The sequence below is a fragment of the Peristeroidobacter agariperforans genome (genome assembly GCF_004138335.1).
Lineage (GTDB): Bacteria > Pseudomonadota > Gammaproteobacteria > Steroidobacterales > Steroidobacteraceae > Steroidobacter > Steroidobacter agariperforans.
In genome coordinates, this window is the sequence record NZ_RYFW01000009.1 from 1 (window position 1) to 17,087 (window position 17,087).

The window sequence follows — 17,087 nt, forward strand, 5'->3', positions numbered from 1 at the left end:
GGCTCTGGACGTACAACAATGAGCGTCCCAACATGGCGCTAGGTGGGTTCACGCCGATACAGAAGTTGGCGATGGCTGCTTAGTTCCTTTCCACTTCTGGCTGCAGCTATAAACGGGGGGATTACCGTCTCACCGGAGCACGCAAGCGTAAAGCCCCCCCCTGCTCCGCGAAAGCGGCCGCGCGACTGAACAAGAATCGCGTCGCCAGGCCAGCAGACCTCCACGCACGCTGAGCAACCTGTCTAGAGCAAAAAGCTCGACTGCCACGGCGGCAGCCCCGGCGCTTGTCGCATGATAGATGTGGCGCAATGCCCTCATGAGCCGTGTGCGTTCCGCCCACGAAACAAATTGCAGTGAGTCGCGGATCAGGTGCACGATGGAAGTCTGCACCACGGTGTTGGGAAACACGTCGGAGATCGCGTCTCGAAAGCCCGTTGAGCCGTCTGCCCCCCCGCTATCAGGATGTCTTGGATGCCGCGCGAATTGATGTCGCTGATCAAACCCTGATGCCGCAATCGGCGCTGTATGATTTTTTGCCATCACTCGCTCCTTGAGTCGGAGCGGAGTGCATGGCTCTACACCTTGAAAATCAGAAACTCACGCATAGGGAATTTCACCAAAGGCGCTGACCACTCAAGAGAGGATCCCAATCCCCTTCTCCCCAATCTCACACCTCACCTTCGCATACGCCCTCACCAACTCCCTTCTCACAATCCCCGGCGACATCCTCACGCGTTGCGCGATCTGCTCGTACGTCAACCCCTCATTCACATGCATCAACAGCACCTGGCGCTGCCTCAACGGCAACCTATCGACCGCCGCCTGCAACTGCTTCGCGACCGCCTTGCTGACTGACTTCCCTTTCCCTTTCTGAGCTGCACTACTCTGCTTCCCAGTCAACTCTTCTTCATCCTCCAGCCACTCATTCCCAGGCACGCCACACCACTCGTCCACCACATTCGCCGCGACCTTCAGCACGAAGGTCTGCGGGCACCTCATCAAGGTCTCATCGGTATACCCCGAGAAACGGATGAAGACTTCCTGAGACACGTCGCCTAGGTTGGTTGACGATCGGCCCCAGAGCCAGCGGCGCACCACGGCCTCCCAACTCGAAGTGAAGGACCGTTTCGGCGCGGCAGGGGTGGCCACGGTGACGGGCGCGCGCGCGCCAACAACATTGAGTTTCATTGCAGCTGTCCCCCTATCGCATCGCCGCCGAATGAACTTTGTTCACTTATATACATCGCAGAATGAACATTAGTCAAATGAAAGGAGGCCGGTTCGCACGCGTGCGCGGTCGTGTGGCGAGAAGCCGACGAGTGCGGACTAGAGACTGCGACTAATATGCAGTTAGCGACTCAGACGGAGCGCTTGGCGCGCTGGCGCGAAGGCGACACAGCGCCGGCAATTGTCCTGGAAGAGTTGTCGTGGACGGGCCAGAGTTGGCCATCGAGGCGCCACGCGAGACGTGGCGCGAACGGATTCAATTCAGAAAATCAGCGCCTCAGGATGCGCAGGACTTCCTCGAGCTCCACCCGAATCTGACGCACGATCTGCTGCGCCTGCGTGAGATCGTCCCGCGCCTCATCGCCCTGCAGGCGATTGCGAGCGCCGCCGATGGTGAAGCCCTGCTCATATAAAAGAGAGCGGATCTGTCGAATGACGAGCACATCCTGCCGCTGGTAGTAGCGACGGTTGCCGCGCCGCTTCACGGGCTTGAGTTGCGGAAACTCCTGCTCCCAATAGCGCAGCACGTGCGGCTTCACGCCACACAGCTCACTCACTTCGCCAATGGTGAAGTAGCGTTTGCCGGGGATTGCCGGCAGCTCGCTGTTATTGCCTGCTTCCAGCATAGGCCTCAACTCGGGCTTTCAGTTTTTGGCCGGGGCGGAAGGTCACCACGCGACGGGCGCTGATGGGAATTTCTTCGCCAGTCTTGGGGTTGCGCCCGGGGCGCTGGTTCTTATCGCGCAAATCGAAGTTGCCGAATCCGGAAAGCTTGACCTGCTCGCCCGTCGAGAGCGACGCGCGCAGCTCCTCGAAGAACAGGTCCACCAGCTCGCGTGCCTCGCGCTTGTTGAGACCGAGCTGGTCGAACAGTGCTTCTGCGATCTCCGCTTTGGTCAGTGCCATGCTGCTGTGTCCCGCTCATTGATCCCGGAGGGTGGCGTTCAGCTGTCGGCCCAGTTGTTCGACGACCTGCGCCACGAGGGCGTCGGCTTCGTTGTCCGTCAGCGTGCGGGAAGTATCCTGCAATTGCAGTCCTAAGGCTATGCTTTTCTTGCCTTTCTGTAACTGCTGCCCCTGATACACCGAGAGCACGGTCAAGCGCTTCAAGAGCCTTCCAGCGCTCTGCTGCACTACGGCCCGAACGGCCTCGACGGGCAACCCTTCGTCGACGATCGCCGCAATATCGCGCCGGATGGCGGGGTATCGGGAAATCTCCTCGAACTCAGGGACGACCGCGGCCAGGCCTGCAGCGGTCTCCAACTCGAAGACGAACACCGGATATGTCAAATCCAGGCGCTTGGAATGCTCGGGGTGAACGGCGCCTAGCCAACCGACTGGACGGTCGCCCCGGTAAATTCGCGCCGACTGGCCCGGGTGCAGCGCGGGATGGGCTTCGGCGACGAAGCGGAATGCATCCGCTGCGCCGGTGAGTCCGATCAGTGCTTCGACATCAGCCTTCACGTCGAAGAAGTCGACCTTGCGTGACTCCACGCCCCACTGCTCAGGTAACACCGAGCCGGTCACGACACCCGCGATCACTTCGGTCTCGCCTGCCGCGGAATAGCGGCGCCCCACTTCGAACAGACGCACGCGCGGCTGCTGACGGCGCTGATTGCTGCCGACCGCCTGAAGCAATCCGGGCCATAGCGACACTCGCATGACCGCAAGCTCCGCGGAGATCGCGTTGCTCAATGCAACGGCGGGTTCCGGACACAGCGCCGACTGATACGCCTGATCGGTGAACGCGTAGTTGATGGCTTCCTGATAGCCGCGATCGACGAGCAGATCGCTCGCGCGCTCGTTGCGAATCTGCGTTTCGGTCCAGGGCGAGGGCTCGTGCGCACCGATCTCCGCAGCTTCGGGAATGTTCTCGAAGCCATGCAGGCGCGCGACTTCTTCGATCAGGTCTTCCTCGATGCGAACGTCGAACCGCCAGGTCGGCGGCGTGACTTGCCACTGCCCTGCACTGCCGCTCACCACCATGCCGAGCCGCTCGAGCAGCGACTGCACGATCGACGCATCGATCTTCGCGCCGAGCACGCGCTCGACCCGGCTGTGTCGTAGGCGGACGGGCGCGAGAGCCGGGTAGCTTCGCGATGCGCGCGTCACGACCAAGGGGCCGACCTTGCCGCCCGCGCTTTCGACCAGCAACTGCGTCGCACGCTCGATGGCACGCTCCTGCAATTCGGGGTCGACGCCACGCTCGAAGCGTTGCGATGCATCCGTGATCAACCCATAACGACGGCCGCGACCAGCTACGTCATTCGGATCGAAGAACGCGCATTCGAAGAACACATCGACCGTGCCATCGGCGATGCCGGAGTGTTCGCCGCCCATCACTCCAGCCATGCCGAGAATGGAGCGCTCATCCGCGATCACGAGCACATCGGGTGTGAGCACGATCTCGCGACCATCGAGCAGCTTCAGCTTCTCGTTGGGCTTCGCGAAGCGAACGCTGATACCGCCGCTCAGCTTGGCGAGATCGTACGCATGCATCGGCGCGCCGAGCTCGAGCATCACGTAATTGGTGATGTCGACGACGGCGCTGATGGGACGCAAGCCCGCGCGACGCAGGCGCTCCTGCATCCAGAACGGGGAAGCGGCGTGCGAGCGAATGCCCCGAATCACGCGACCGACGAATTTGTAACAGCCCACGGGTGCATCCGCGGCCTTGCCCGTCTCGATGCGAACCGGGAACGTATCGGTGATTGTCGGCACTACCGGCTCGATCACCGGCGGATGCAACGGCTTGCCACGCGCGGCGGCAACTTCACGCGCGACGCCCTGCACGCTCATGGCATCGCCACGATTCGGCGTGAGATTCACGTCGAAGATCGTGTCATCAAGACCGAGCGCGCCGACCAGGTCCTGTCCCGGCTTCAAATCCGCCGGCAAATCGTACAGGCCGGACGCCTCTTCATTGATCGCAAGCTCACGCGCCGAACACAACATGCCGGCCGACTCGACACCGCGCAGCTTCGCGCGCTTGATCTCGGTGCCATTCGGCAACTTCGCGCCAATGGTCGCAAGCGGCGCCTTCATGCCGACGCGAACGTTCGGCGCGCCGCACACGATCTGAAATTCTTCCGCCCCCGTGGACACGACGCAAACGTTCAGCTTCTCCGCGTCGGGATGTTTGGTCACGGACTTCACTTCACCGACGACGACTCCGGGAAGCTGCGGGCCAGCTGCGGCGATGCCCTCGATCTCGAGGCCCGCCATCGTCAACGCGTGCGCAAGCGCCGGGACGTCATCGCCCGTGTCCACCCAATCACGCAACCAGTTCAAGCTGATCTTCATCGCGAGCGTTCCAATGCGTTAATGGCAGCCATCATCAAGCGAACTGCTTCAAGAACCGCAGGTCGTTCTCGAAGTACAGGCGAATGTCGTTCACGTTGTAGCGAAGCATGGTGAGCCGATCGATACCCATGCCGAACGCATAGCCGGTGTAACGCTCCGGATCGATGTTCACTGCCTTCAGCACATTGGGATGCACGACGCCGCAGCCGGATACTTCCACCCAGCCGGTCTGCTTGCACACACGGCATCCCGACCCGCCGCAGGACACGCAGGAAATATCGACTTCCGCCGAGGGCTCCGTGAATGGAAAGTACGACGGACGCAGACGCATCTTCACGTCCTTCTCGAAGAGCTCGCGCATGAAGCTGTGCAAGATCGCCTTCATGTTCGCGAACGAGATGCCCTCATCCACGACCAGGCCTTCGACCTGGTGGAACATCGGGGTGTGCGTCATATCCGAGTCGTTGCGATACACGCGACCCGGCGCGATCAGGCGAATTGGCGGCTGTTGTTTTTCCATCGAGCGCACCTGCACCGGGGAGGTGTGAGTGCGAAGCAGCCGGCCGTCCGGAAAATAGAACGTGTCGTGCATGGCGCGGGCCGGATGATTCTCCGGAATGTTGAGCGCGCCGAAGTTGTGCCAGTCGTCTTCGATCTCAGGACCATCGGCAATCGTGAAGCCGGCGTTCCGGAAGATCTGCTCGATGCGACGACGCACGCGAGTCACGGGATGCAAGCCGCCGATCGTCTGCCCGCGGCCAGGCAACGTCACATCCACGGCATCGCTTGCGAGTTGCGCCGCGAGCTTCGCCGCTTCCAGTGCCGCGCGACGCTCTTCGAGCGCGCCCGTCAATGTTTGTTTTGCTTCGTTGATCTTCGCGCCCGCGGTGCGCCGCGCCTCGGGATCCATGGCGCCCAACGATTTCAACAGCTCGGTGACCGAGCCTTTCTTGCCAAGCAGGCGCACACGGATCTGCTCGAGATCATCGAGGCTGGCGCTTCCCGCGATCTCGGCGCGAGAGGCGTCGATGAGCGCGGGCAGATCAAGAACGGTGTCGGTCATAGCCTTGGTTTTTCCGGGTCTTGAGACGAATCGGGCGTCACTGTGGACGCCCGATTCAATCAACATTTATCGAGCGTGGAGCCCGAGGATCAAGCTGCTTGCTTCAGCAGACTGTCCCGAGCTTTTTGCGCGATGACTGCAAACGCCGCCGGATCGTTCATCGCGATGTCGGCCAGCACCTTGCGGTCGATCGACAGACCCGCGAGGTTCAAGCCAGCGATCAGCTTGCTGTAAGACAAGCCGTGAACGCGAGCTTCGGCGTTGATGCGCGTGATCCACAGAGCGCGGAAGTTGCGCTTGTTGGTCTTGCGATCGCGATACGCATACTGGCCGGCCTTGATGACGGCCTGCTTCGCGGCGCGGAAAACTTTGCGACGGGCGTTGTAGTAACCCTTCGCCTTCTTGAGGATCTTCTTGTGACGGGCGCCCGCAATGACGCCTCTTTTAACGCGTGCCATGACTTATCTCCTCACTTCGCGTTCGGGAGCAACTGCTCCATGCGGACCAGATCCTGCTTCGCGACCATCGAAGGCGCGCGCAGCTGACGCTTACGCTTGCTCGGCTTCTTGGTGAGGATGTGACGACGGTGCGATTGGGCTCGCTTGAACCCTTTGGCAGTCTGGCGAAAACGCTTCGCCGCTGCCCGGTTGGTCTTCAACTTAGGCATTGCATTTCTCAACTACTTGTTAGCCTTTGAGGTACGCCTGTTATGGGCGCCCTGTCAGGCGGGACAGCGCCGACCTTTTATTGAGTCGTTGCTGTTCGCTTGTCGTGACCCCGAAGGGTCACTTGTGTTGTTCGACGACCTACTTCTTCTTAGGTCCGAACATCATCACCATCTGCCGTCCTTCCATGAGCGGGTTCTGCTCGACCGTGGCGTAAGGCGCCAGATCGGCTTGGACTCGCCCAAGCAATTCACGGCCGACTTCCTGATGAGCCATTTCACGGCCACGGAACCGCATGGTTACCTTGGCCTTGTCGCCCTCCTCCAGGAAGCGGATCAGATTACGCAGCTTGACCTGGTAATCGCCTTCCTCGGTGCCGGGGCGAAACTTCACTTCCTTGATCTGTATCTGCTTCTGCTTGCGCTTCGCTGCGTGGGCCTTCTTGTTCTGTTCGAACAAGTATTTGCCAAAGTCCATGATGCGGCAGACCGGCGGCTCCGCCGTCGGCGATACCTCAACCAGATCGAGTTCGGCGGCCTTGGCCATCTCCAGCGCGTCGAAGCGGCTCATGACGCCCGCCTGTTCGCCGGCAGCATCGATCACTCGCAACTGAGGCGACGTGATCTCTTCGTTGCGACGAACGCGTTTTCCTATGGGAGCAGCGATGCGTTATACCTCCAAACTAGTCCGGCCGCGGCTCGCGACTTCTTCGGCAAGCTTCGCGGCCAATACCTCAACCGGCATAGCCCCGAGATCCTTGCCATTACGCGTGCGCACGGCCAGAGAATTCGAACCTGCTTCGCGATCGCCCGCCACCAATAGGTAAGGCACCCGCTGCAGGGTGTGTTCGCGAATCTTAAAGCCGACCTTTTCATTGCGCAAGTCTGAAGTCACGCGAAGCCCCTGATTTTTCAGGGTTTCAGTGATGCTACGCACGTACTCGGCCTGCCCGTCCGTGATGTTCATCACCACAGCCTGCACCGGCGCGAGCCAGGCCGGCAGTTTGCCCGCGAAATGCTCGATCAAAATGCCGGTGAAGCGCTCGAGCGAGCCGAACATGGCCCGATGCAGCATCACGGGGGTGTGCTTCTGGCCATCTTCACCGATGTAGTGCGCGCCGAGCCGACCGGGCATGTTCAAGTCGACCTGCAGGGTGCCGCACTGCCAGTCCCGACCAATGGCGTCGCGAAGCACGAATTCAAGCTTCGGCCCGTAGAACGCGCCCTCGCCCGGATTCAAGGTGTATTCGAGGCCCGCGGCGGTAACCGCCTGTTTGAGCGCGGCTTCGGACTGGTCCCACACCTCATCCGCGCCGACCCGCTTGGGCGGACGATCGGAGAACTTGATGCGCACGTCAGTAAAGCCAAAGTCGGCATAGATGCCGAGGATCAGCTTGGTGAGGTTCACGGCCTCATCGAACAGCTGGTCCATCGCGACGAAGCTGTGGCCGTCGTCCTGGGTGAACGCGCGAACGCGCATCAGGCCATGCAGCGCGCCCGACGGCTCATATCTATGTACTTTGCCGAACTCGGCAAAGCGCAGCGGCAGATCGCGATAGCTGCGCAGGCCCTGGTTGAAGATCTGCACGTGGCCCGGGCAGTTCATGGGCTTCAAGCAGAACTTCCGTTTCTCCACTTCCGTGAAGTACATGTTCTCGGCGAACGTCGCGAGGTGCCCCGAGGCATCCCAGAGCTTCACGTCCATGACTTCCGGACCGCTCACTTCCTGCCAGCCGGCGCGACTCTGGTACTGACGCATGTAGGCGATCAGGGTCTGGAACAGCGTCCAGCCCTTCGGATGCCAGAACACGGCGCCGGGCGCTTCCTCCTGGAAGTGGAACAGGTCCTGTTCCTTGCCGATCTTGCGGTGATCGCGCTTCTCGGCCTCCTCCAAGCGAGTGAGGTACGCCTTGAGCGATTTCTCATCGCCCCAGGCAGTTCCGTAGATGCGTTGAAGCATCTCGTTACGCGAATCGCCGCGCCAATAGGCGCCGGCGACCTTCATCAACTTGAAGGCCTTCAACTTCCCGGTGCTCGGCACGTGCGGGCCGCGGCACAGGTCGACCCAGTCGCCCTGCCCGTACAGGCTGATGTCTTCCTTCTCCGGAATGCTGGCGATGATCTCGGCCTTATAGATCTCGCCCTGGTCCTGGAAGAACTTCACCGCGTCATTGCGGCTCATCACGCGACGGGACACCTTCTGATCCGCGTCGGAGAGCTCGTGCATGCGAGCCTCGATCGCCGTCAGATCTTCGGTCGTGAACGGGCGCTTGTAGGCGAAGTCATAATAAAAGCCGTCCTCGATCACCGGGCCGATCGTGACCTGCGCTTCCGGAAACAGCTGCTTCACGGCCTGGGCGAGCAAGTGCGCGGTCGAATGCCGAATGACATCCACGCCGTCGGCGTCGCGGCTCGTGACGATGGCGAGCTGCGCGTCCTTATCGATGACGTAGGAGGTGTCGACGAGACGGCCATCGACCTTGCCCGCCAGCGCCGCTTTGGCGAGACCGGCGCCGATGTCTGCGGCAACCTTCTCGACCGAAACCGGTTCTGCGTAGGTACGCTGGCTGCCGTCCGGCAGGGTGATTACAGGCATGAGACGAGAGAATTCAAGCCGTTAGCGGCAGGAAAAAAGGACGCGCAGTATGCCCGGCCGCGTTATGGCAGGCAACCGCGAGGACGACGAGCCGAGCCGGAAAGGATGAGGACCTACCCAGCGCAGCTTCGAGCCGCGTTCTGTGAAGAATTATCCAGCGGTGACAAAGACTTACGGACGCTTCCTTTAGTAGCCTCGGAGGCATCAGCCGGCCCGTCGGCGGCATCAGCCTCGCCCCAAGGGACCCTGAAGTTGATCGCCCGCTTCCTCCATATCGGCTTTGGCGAGCGCAGAGCACTGGAGCGGACAGGCCCTAAGTCATGGGTGTATTTATCTAGCCGCCTCACGGCCGCAGTGAGGCCGGAGGAAAGGCAAGGTATGAGCTTCATCTTCGATCGATGGCGCTGGCAGCCGCCCGCGCACTTTCAACGCATCACGACCCTCGAAATGCACACCGGCGGCGAGCCGCTGCGCATCTTCACCTCGGGGCTTCCCGAGCTGCCGGGCGAGACCGTACTAGATAAGCGTCGCTACTTCCGCGACCACTTCGATCACCTTCGCACCGCGACGATGTGGGAGCCACGCGGCCATTCGGATATGTACGGCGCGGTCATCACGCCCTCGCGAGACGCCGACCTCGACGTCTTCTTCCTGCACAACGAGGGCTACAGCACCATGTGCGGGCACGCGATCATCGCCATCACCACGCTCGCCTTCGAGACAGCATTGATCGAACGCTCCGGCGAACGACGCGAGCTGAGCCTCAATGTGCCCGCTGGGCGCATCCACGCCATCGCCCACATGGACGGCGAGCGCGTGAGATACGTGTCCTTCCGCAATGTGCCCTCCTTCGTCTATCGACGCGACCAGCACGTCGACGTGCCGGGCTTGGGTCGCGTGCGATTCGATATCGCCTATGGCGGCGCCTTCTATGCCATCGTCGAGGCCGCGCCCCTCGATCTCACGCTCGAGCCCCGCGAGTTCAATCGTCTCATCGATCTGGGTCGACGCATCAAACATGCAGTGATGGCCAGCGTTCCCGTCGAGCACCCGTTCGAAACGGATCTCGGTTTCCTCTATGGCACGATCTTCACGGGACCGGCCCAGGAGCCCGGTCATCACAGTCGGAATGTTTGTATTTTCGCGGATGGCGAGGTCGACCGGTCCGCCACCGGGTCCGGAGTCAGCGCACGGGCGGCACTCCATTACGCCCGAGGCGAGCTCACCTTGGGTACGCCCATCACGATCGAAAGCATTTTGGGCAGCACCATGACGGTGCGCGTTGCCGAGGCGACGCCGTTCGGCCCCCACGCCGCGATCATTCCGGAAGTGAGCGGCACCGCGCACATCACCGGTCGCAATGAGTTGTATCTAAATCCAGACGACCCGCTCGGGCGAGGCTTCAACTTTCGGTAGTACAGGCCAACGGGCGCACTGTGGGGAACCGCTAATGGCATTTGCCATTTCACAGTAACAAACTGCAGCGCTCCCCTATAGAGCCGCAATCTGCTCATCATCCGTGACCAGGATCGTCTACCAGGATATCGATCAGTTCGCAGAGGCAATGCGGGGCACCGCCGGGTGTTTCGTTCGGACCGCGCCTGCCGCGACGCATTGGTGGATCGAGGGCATCGAGCTTGCGACCTCCTCGATGCAGCAACTCCAGACGGGTGGCCCGTTTACCTTCGCAGGAACCGGCGCCGAGGGAACCCTCACCTTTCAGGTGCCGCTGACGGATCCCGGTCGCGTGCGAATCAACGGGCAATCGCTCGAATCCAACGCGTTTCTATTTCTGCACGGCGACTGTCCGCTCGTCTGGACAGGCAGCGACGCCTGCCGATGGGCCACGGTGACGTTTCCTTCGAATCATACATTGGCCGCGCAGGCCGTCGTGGCATTCGCTGGCGAAAGCGTCGATCACACGGTTCATCGACGCACACCGAAACTTTTCCTGGACGAGGTGAAGGAGCTGATTGACTCGGCCCTCGCCGCGGAGGTGGCTGGACAGCACGCCCTCGAGAGCGCGCTCGCCACGGCACTCATGCATGCGTTGGAACACAGTCTTCCGGTGCGCCCCGCCCGGAATGCTGGCCGTCCGCAGCTGTCGCGCTCTGCCGTCATTGCGAAGTCCCTGGCACTCATCGACGCCAATCCCAGCCAGCCCCTGTTCATCGACGACCTGTGTCGGGCCACGCAGGTCAGCGAGCGAGCGCTGCGAAACATCTTTCAGGAATACTTCGGTGTCGGCCCGATGCGCCTGCTGAAGATTCGCCAGCTTCACGAAATCCGCGCGGCGCTGCTGAGGTCGCAGCCCGGGGACGATACCGTCACTCACATCGCGGCCCGCTTCGGCGTTCTCGACCCGAGTCTGCTCGCTCGCAACTACAAAATCCTCTTCGGTGAAACGCCGTCGCGAACCCTGCACAGAGCGCCCGCCGAATCTCAGGATCGGATGCACGTCGGCTGGCTTCGGTATGCGTCGCGAATATTCCAGGACGATCAGCCGCTGCGATAGGCCGCGCGCATTGTCACAGAAAAAAGTTGCTCGGGACGTCTCGCACTCAAGACGACCAGGGCGCTCTCAAGATGAGGCTGCAGAAGTCCCCGCGCTTAAAACCCGGATCCTTGTACGCAAGCACGTCATCGTTGAACGTTCCATAGGTGCTCTGAGGCCGATGCTTCATGCCCTGATAGAACGCATCGATCATTCTCTGCTTGAAATCCTCGCCGCGCGGATAGGCAGCCGTGACCGCCTCACGCTGCTCCGCCGTCAATTGTTCATAGCCGCGCCCGACGACATCCACTGCTGCTCCGACCTGCAGCAACTCGATCTCTGGATGCAGATGCTCTGGAATGCCTGGGGTCGTGTGTAAAGCAATCGCAAGCCATACTCTTTCGATCTCGCTTGCAGCGATGCCTTGAGCGCGCAGATATTCGCGAGCGGCATTCGCACCGTCGACTTCGAAGCGCAGTTGACTGGTTCCATACTTCGGCGTGAGGCCGATGTCATGGAACAGGGCGGCGATGTAAAGCAGCTCGGAATCGAACTTGAGGCCCTTGCGCTCACCGAGCAGCGCACTCCAAAAGTAAACCCGCGTGGAGTGCCGGAACAGCAGCTCGCTCTCGGTATCGCGAATGAGCTGCGTGGCCTCACGCGCGAAGGCGCTGTCGGGAATGCGCACGCCGAAGATATCGTTGTGCCTCACGACGCTCTCCCTTCTCAGCCCTGCTCGTGCGCTTTTGCAGTCGAAGCCTGCTTGGCGGCGGCAGGCGGCGTGCGAAAGCTGATCGCCATCCGGTTATAGAGATTCATCAGACCGATCGCGATCGTCAGATCCGCAAGCGCTTTCGGCTCGAAAACGGCGGCGGCCGCTTCATAGTCCGCATCGGGCACGCCGGTCTGGGCAACCCGGGTCACACTTTCCGCCCAGGCAAGCGCGGCGCGCTCGGTCTCAACGAACAGCGCTCCGCTCTCCCGCCACGCCGGAACCAGAACCAGCTTCTCGGTCGCGAGGCCGTCTTTGAGCAGATCGCGCGAGTGCAGGTCAATGCAGTACGCGCAGCCATTGACCTGCGATACACGAAGAAAAACGAGGGTCACCAGCTCTTTGGGCAAGCCGCTTTGCATGACGTAGCCATAGGCGCCGCCCAGCGCCTTCATGCCGGCCGGCGCGGTCGCGTTGTAGTCCAGACGTTGTGTCATCTCACACCTCTCGAACGAAGTGGCTACAAGATGCTCCGCGCATGGGGCATCGAACAGTACCAAGATTGGCATTTCCGGCTGTACCATCCGGCCATGCCGGACCTGCGCATCGAGCTCGACCGCGGCAGAGCGATGCCGCTGGCCACACAGATTTATGGCGCGATTCGAGACGCCATCGAAAGCGGACGCCTCGCGTCGGGCGCGAAGTTGCCCTCGTGGCAGGATCTCGCATCACAGCTCGGTGTCTCTCGCGGCACGGTGCGCAGCGCCTACGAACGCCTGATGGACGAGCAGTTCGCGATTGGCATGGGCGCGGCAGGAACACGCGTCGCCGAGAGACCCGCGTCCTCGTCTACGCCCGACCGCTCGGCCGAGGGGACTCCGGTACCGGAGCTATTCCACGACTTCGGCACGATGCCGCTGACGTTTCAGATGGGCGTACCCTCTCAGGCTGCGTTTCCTTTCAAGCTGTGGTCGCGCATGCTCACTCGAGCGAGTCGAGCGGCTGCGGCTGCGCCGGTCTCTTATCCCGATCCACGCGGCGAGCCGGAGCTGCGCAAGGAGATCGCAGGCTATCTGGCCATCGCTCGTGGTCTTCACTGCAAGCCATCGCAGATCTTGATCACGAGTGGATTCTCGGGTGCACTCGGGGTAGTGCTACGTACGCTTCAGCTCGAAGGCAAGGAGGCCTGGATGGAAGATCCGGGCTTTCCACTCACGCGCACTGCCCTTCGCTTCGCCGGCATGAGCGTCACGGGTGTGCCCGTCGATGCGGAAGGCTTGGATGTGAACGCCGGCATTCAAAGAGCGCCTGGCGCGGCGCTCGCCATCACCACGCCCGGTCAGCACGCGCCGCTCGGAATGACGATGTCGCTTGCACGTCGCCTCGCCCTTTTGGAATGGGCCGGGCGCAACGACGCTTGGATCATCGAAGACGACTATCTCAGCGAGTTGCAGCTGCAAGGGCGCGCCGCCCCCGCGCTCGCCTCGTTGGATCATCAGGGACGAGTGCTGCACATCGGCAGCTTCAGCAAGACGATCAGCCCGGCGTTGCGCCTGGGCTTCGTGGTGTTCCCGTCGCCCTTGGCAAGTAAGTTCGCCGATGTCGCGGCATCTCTTGCGCCGGCGCCCTCCGCCACCGTGCAACGCGCGGTCACCGCGTTCTTGCGCGAAGGCCACTACCTTCGTCATCTGCGCCGCATGAAGCGCTTGTACCATGCTCAAAGAGAATCATTGCTTCGATGCTTGCGGGATGTGGCTTCGGACACCGTGACCGTGCAAGCGAGCGCAGGCCTCGCAATCGTCACCTCTCTTCCTCGAGCGGTAAGCGATGTCGATGTGGCGTTACGCGCTCTGCTCTTTGGTCTTGCGCCCACGCCGCTCTCGCCATGGTCGATACAATCTCCGCCGTTGCGCGGACTGCTGCTCGGCGTGACCAATCTCGATGAACGACGATTGGCGGCAGATTGCCGTCGTCTGGTCGAGTTAGCCGAACAGGCAGACCCCGGCCGCTAGAGCTGCCGACGCGACCTCTACAAAGCAGCGTCGATTGCGACGTATGACTCGATGCAGGCTCGCTCACCTGCCTTTTCGGCCTTCCACGGGCCGTGCTCCATGCCGAAGATGAACTCTCGACCGCTCTCCCGCATCTTGCTCGTGATGTGCTTGAAGATGTTGCCGTAGTTCATCTCACCGGTGCCAGGCCAGAGCCGACCGGGCACATCGCCCATCTGAAAATACCCGATCTCGTTCCAGGTCTGATCGATGCTCGCGATGATGGAGCCCTGGTTCTGCTGCAGGTGATACATGTCGAAGAGGATCTTGCAGGCGGGACTATCAATGGCCCGACAGAGCTCATACGCCTGATCGGCCGTGCGCAGGAACAGATCGGGCGAGTCGGCCAACGGCTCCAGCACCATCACCAGATTCTCGCGCTCGAACACCTCGGCGCCGGCGCGCAGCACGTCAATCGCGTTGGCCGTCTGGATTCCGATCGGCAACCGGGGCGTGAACACCCCGGGAACCACGGTCATCCATTTAGCGTTCACGCGCTTTGCGACGCCCACCGCCTCCTGACAGGCTTTGGCAAACGTCTTCGGATTGTCTTTCTCACCCGTCGTGAACAATTTGTTCTGGTTGCCACCGACCGCGACGACAAACACGCCCAGCGACATGCCGAGCTGCTGCAACGTGCGAGCGATCGTTTCCTGCTCCGAGACCGGACGCTGCATCATCGAATTGTCTTCGAGCGCCGTGAAGCCCTCGTCCGCCATGAACTTCAGCTGGTCCACGACGCCTGCGCCGGCATGCGCCGTGAACTGGCCCAGGTGCGGCGCGAGCTTCAGCTTGAACCGGCGCTTGGCTGACGCACCCGACAGCGATGGCGCCGCTGCCAGTGCGAAGGCGCCAAGAGCGGTATGCACAAGGGTGCGGCGTGTAATCATGAGCATCACCAAGCGGGTCGTGAGTTGTTTGGAGTCCGGCAATCAAGCGGCGGTTGCGCGGTCGGGCGGCAACGCCTCGTTGAATTGGGTGTGCAAGTCTGCACACGCGGAGTGCACAACTTCAAGTTGTAAGTGCCAACAGCCAATCCATCATGGATGCACTTACCTATCGATCGAAGGCACTCGAAGATGGCATGGCTTCTTCTCTTCGCCGCGGGCATCGCGGAGATTGTCATGGCGATGTCGCTCAAGTCCGCGCAAGGCTGGACCCGTTTGGGCCCAAGCGTTCTTGGATTGGGCGCCGCGCTCGTAAGCGTCGTCCTCCTCACATTTGCCGTCACGCGACTGCCAGTGACCACCGCCTATGCGGTGTGGACCGGATTCGGCGCCATTGGGGTGTCGTTGATTGGCATTGCCCTATATGGGGACAGCGCGCACCCCCTACGTCTTGCGTGTCTCGTCGCGATCTTCGCAGGAATGATCGGACTGCACCTGATCGACGCCAGGCTCGAAGGACACCTGCCATGAGCAAACTCCTCTACATCGAGTCTGCGCCGCTCAAGAGCCGATCGCACACCATCGCGGTGTACCGGGCGTTCGAGCAGGCATATCGAGCGGCGCACCCGAACGATGAGATCGAGACGCTCGATCTTTGGCAGATGAGCCTGCCGCCGTTCGATGCGCAGACCATCGAAGCGAAATTCGCGGTCCTCAGAAGCAATGAGTTCACGCCGCAGCAACTGGCGCGATGGCAGGCCGTCCGAAACGTCTCGCGCCACTTCAACGCGGCGGACAAGTACGTGTTCGGCGTCCCGATGTGGAATTTCGGCGTGCCATACGTCTTGAAGCACTACATCGACGTCGTGACCCTGCCGGGTGAGAACTGGACCTGGTCACCCACGACAGGCTACGGAACGTTGGTATCGGGCAAGAAAGCATTGGCCATCTATGCAAGCGCGAATCTGCACGCAGATGCAGGCGCTGACGCCGACGATTTTCAAAAGCCGTTCATGCGCCGCTGGCTTCGATTCATCGGCATCGAGAGCGTGCAGGAAATCACGCTCGCGCCGACACTGTCGGACCCGGCGACATTGCAGGTATTGCGAGCGGAGGCGATCAGGAGCGCGACAGAACTTGCATCGCATTTCTGATGTAGTCTTCTGTCATGGCAAAACGACTCTCGCCGCACCGGCCCATCGATTGGGATGACTTCAGGTATGTGCTCGCCCTCGCCGACTCCGGCTCGTTGAACGACGCAGCGAGCGCCCTGCGGGTCAACCGCACAACGGTCCTGCGGCGGATCAATGCCTTTGAGCGTAAGCACGGTGTTCGTTTGTTTGAGCGCCTGCGCACGGGCTACTTGTTGACCGAGGCCGGAAACGAGTTGCTGGCGGCTGCGCGCGGTTTTGAGAGCGCGCTGATGCAGATCGAGCGCAGGCTTGCGGGCCAGGATCTGCGCGCTGAAGGTCTGGTGCGAGTCACGACGACGGATACGCTGCTCGCCTCGGTGTTACAGGCGCCACTCGCGACGTTCCAGCGCCAGCACCCGGGCATCACGCTCGATGTGGCGACATCGAATGAAATCGCAAACCTGTCCAAGCGCGATGCCGATATCGCCATCCGCCCGGTGGCCGAGGCGCCGGAATTTCTGGTCGGCCGGCGCATCGGCGCCGTGGCCTTCGCGGTGTACGCGGCAGCGACGGCGGAGGAGCCCCGATCGACCGTGAAAGCGCCTGGCGATCGTTGGCTCGGGCCGGATGAAACGCTCGCTAGCACGAGCGTGGCCCGCTGGATGCGCAGTGAGATGCCGTCCGTTCGACCCGAGATTCGAGCAGACTCACTCGTGTCGTTGCGTGAACTCTGCGCGGCGGGCGCAGGTCTCGCCGCGCTGCCTTGTTACCTCGGTGATTCCGATGCTCGACTCACGCGTATTCGCCCGCCAATTCCCGCGATGACGACCGCGCTGTGGATCCTGACCCACCCCAACCTCGCTCGTACGACGCGCGTGCGCTTGTTGATGGATCATCTGTCGACGGAGCTCGGTCGCCAAAGGCCGCTGCTCGAAGGACAGCGACCGAGAATGTAGC

General features: G+C 61.7%; 19 protein-coding genes. 6 read left to right on the forward strand and 13 right to left on the reverse strand.

The window, feature by feature from the left end:
- Positions 1–129: 129 nt before the first annotated feature.
- From EK373_RS34510 to thrS, 10 genes are all read right to left on the reverse strand, one after another.
- The gene (locus EK373_RS34510; RefSeq protein ID WP_129649506.1) at positions 130–540 is read right to left on the reverse strand and encodes a transposase; all 411 of its coding nucleotides are present in this window, start codon (positions 538–540) and stop codon (positions 130–132) included.
- A 93-nt stretch (positions 541–633) separates the two neighbouring features.
- The gene (locus EK373_RS32320) at positions 634–1,188 is read right to left on the reverse strand and encodes an RNA polymerase sigma factor (protein WP_129649507.1); all 555 of its coding nucleotides are present in this window, start codon (positions 1,186–1,188) and stop codon (positions 634–636) included.
- A gap of 308 nt (positions 1,189–1,496) precedes the next feature.
- Complete coding sequence (locus tag EK373_RS32325; protein ID WP_129649508.1) at positions 1,497–1,853, reverse strand: MerR family transcriptional regulator; 357 nt, start codon at positions 1,851–1,853, stop codon at positions 1,497–1,499.
- Entirely contained in the window at positions 1,834–2,133 is a 300-nt protein-coding gene (gene ihfA / locus EK373_RS32330; RefSeq protein ID WP_066919939.1) for an integration host factor subunit alpha, read from the reverse strand. The genes EK373_RS32325 and ihfA overlap by 20 nt, the downstream gene beginning before the upstream one ends.
- 15 nt (positions 2,134–2,148) lie before the next feature.
- Complete coding sequence (pheT, locus tag EK373_RS32335) at positions 2,149–4,530, reverse strand: phenylalanine--tRNA ligase subunit beta (protein ID WP_129649509.1); 2,382 nt, start codon at positions 4,528–4,530, stop codon at positions 2,149–2,151.
- Positions 4,531–4,564: 34 nt separating this feature from the next.
- Positions 4,565–5,593 carry a phenylalanine--tRNA ligase subunit alpha gene (gene pheS / locus EK373_RS32340; RefSeq protein WP_129649510.1) on the reverse strand — a complete coding sequence of 343 codons (1,029 nt, stop codon included), beginning with the start codon at positions 5,591–5,593 and terminating at the stop codon, positions 4,565–4,567.
- 89 nt (positions 5,594–5,682) lie between these two features.
- The gene (rplT, locus tag EK373_RS32345; RefSeq protein ID WP_116810929.1) at positions 5,683–6,051 is read right to left on the reverse strand and encodes a 50S ribosomal protein L20; all 369 of its coding nucleotides are present in this window, start codon (positions 6,049–6,051) and stop codon (positions 5,683–5,685) included.
- Between the two features lie 11 nt (positions 6,052–6,062).
- Positions 6,063–6,260, reverse strand: a complete 198-nt coding sequence (rpmI, locus tag EK373_RS32350) for a 50S ribosomal protein L35 (RefSeq protein ID WP_116810930.1) — start codon at positions 6,258–6,260, stop codon at positions 6,063–6,065.
- Positions 6,261–6,399: 139 nt separating this feature from the next.
- Positions 6,400–6,924 (reverse strand): translation initiation factor IF-3, encoded by a 525-nt coding sequence (gene infC / locus EK373_RS32355; RefSeq protein WP_129649511.1) that lies wholly within the window; start codon positions 6,922–6,924, stop codon positions 6,400–6,402.
- Positions 6,925–6,927: 3 nt separating this feature from the next.
- A complete protein-coding gene (gene thrS / locus EK373_RS32360) occupies positions 6,928–8,853 on the reverse strand; it encodes a threonine--tRNA ligase (RefSeq protein ID WP_129649512.1) in 1,926 nt (641 codons plus the stop codon).
- Positions 8,854–9,231: 378 nt separating this feature from the next.
- Here thrS and EK373_RS32365 point away from each other — a divergent pair, with 378 nt between their 5' ends.
- Together EK373_RS32365 and EK373_RS32370 are read left to right on the forward strand one after the other, a co-directional pair.
- Positions 9,232–10,269 carry a proline racemase family protein gene (locus EK373_RS32365; protein WP_129649513.1) on the forward strand — a complete coding sequence of 346 codons (1,038 nt, stop codon included), beginning with the start codon at positions 9,232–9,234 and terminating at the stop codon, positions 10,267–10,269.
- Between the two features lie 103 nt (positions 10,270–10,372).
- Positions 10,373–11,368: an AraC family transcriptional regulator gene (locus tag EK373_RS32370; protein ID WP_129649514.1), complete on the forward strand. Its 996-nt coding sequence runs from the start codon at positions 10,373–10,375 to the stop codon at positions 11,366–11,368.
- 46 nt (positions 11,369–11,414) lie between these two features.
- Here the strand turns inward: EK373_RS32370 and EK373_RS32375 are convergent, their stop codons facing one another.
- Positions 11,415–12,059 (reverse strand): HD domain-containing protein, encoded by a 645-nt coding sequence (locus tag EK373_RS32375; protein ID WP_129649515.1) that lies wholly within the window; start codon positions 12,057–12,059, stop codon positions 11,415–11,417.
- 14 nt (positions 12,060–12,073) lie between these two features.
- Positions 12,074–12,556 carry a carboxymuconolactone decarboxylase family protein gene (locus tag EK373_RS32380; protein ID WP_129649516.1) on the reverse strand — a complete coding sequence of 161 codons (483 nt, stop codon included), beginning with the start codon at positions 12,554–12,556 and terminating at the stop codon, positions 12,074–12,076.
- A gap of 93 nt (positions 12,557–12,649) precedes the next feature.
- Here EK373_RS32380 and pdxR point away from each other — a divergent pair, with 93 nt between their 5' ends.
- Positions 12,650–14,071, forward strand: a complete 1,422-nt coding sequence (pdxR, locus tag EK373_RS32385) for a MocR-like pyridoxine biosynthesis transcription factor PdxR (RefSeq protein ID WP_129649562.1) — start codon at positions 12,650–12,652, stop codon at positions 14,069–14,071.
- A 17-nt stretch (positions 14,072–14,088) separates the two neighbouring features.
- Here pdxR and EK373_RS32390 read toward each other — a convergent pair whose 3' ends face one another.
- A complete protein-coding gene (locus EK373_RS32390; protein WP_129649517.1) occupies positions 14,089–15,000 on the reverse strand; it encodes a hydroxypyruvate isomerase family protein in 912 nt (303 codons plus the stop codon).
- Positions 15,001–15,189: 189 nt separating this feature from the next.
- Between EK373_RS32390 and EK373_RS32395 the strand changes: the two genes are divergently transcribed.
- The 3 genes from EK373_RS32395 to EK373_RS32405 are packed head-to-tail and all read left to right on the forward strand — an operon-like array spanning position 15,190 to position 17,086.
- Positions 15,190–15,528, forward strand: a complete 339-nt coding sequence (locus tag EK373_RS32395; protein WP_129649518.1) for a DMT family transporter — start codon at positions 15,190–15,192, stop codon at positions 15,526–15,528.
- Positions 15,525–16,151 carry an FMN-dependent NADH-azoreductase gene (locus tag EK373_RS32400; protein ID WP_129649519.1) on the forward strand — a complete coding sequence of 209 codons (627 nt, stop codon included), beginning with the start codon at positions 15,525–15,527 and terminating at the stop codon, positions 16,149–16,151. Before EK373_RS32395 ends, EK373_RS32400 begins: the two co-directional genes overlap by 4 nt.
- 14 nt (positions 16,152–16,165) lie before the next feature.
- Positions 16,166–17,086 carry a LysR family transcriptional regulator gene (locus EK373_RS32405; RefSeq protein ID WP_129649520.1) on the forward strand — a complete coding sequence of 307 codons (921 nt, stop codon included), beginning with the start codon at positions 16,166–16,168 and terminating at the stop codon, positions 17,084–17,086.
- Position 17,087 lies beyond the last annotated feature (1 nt).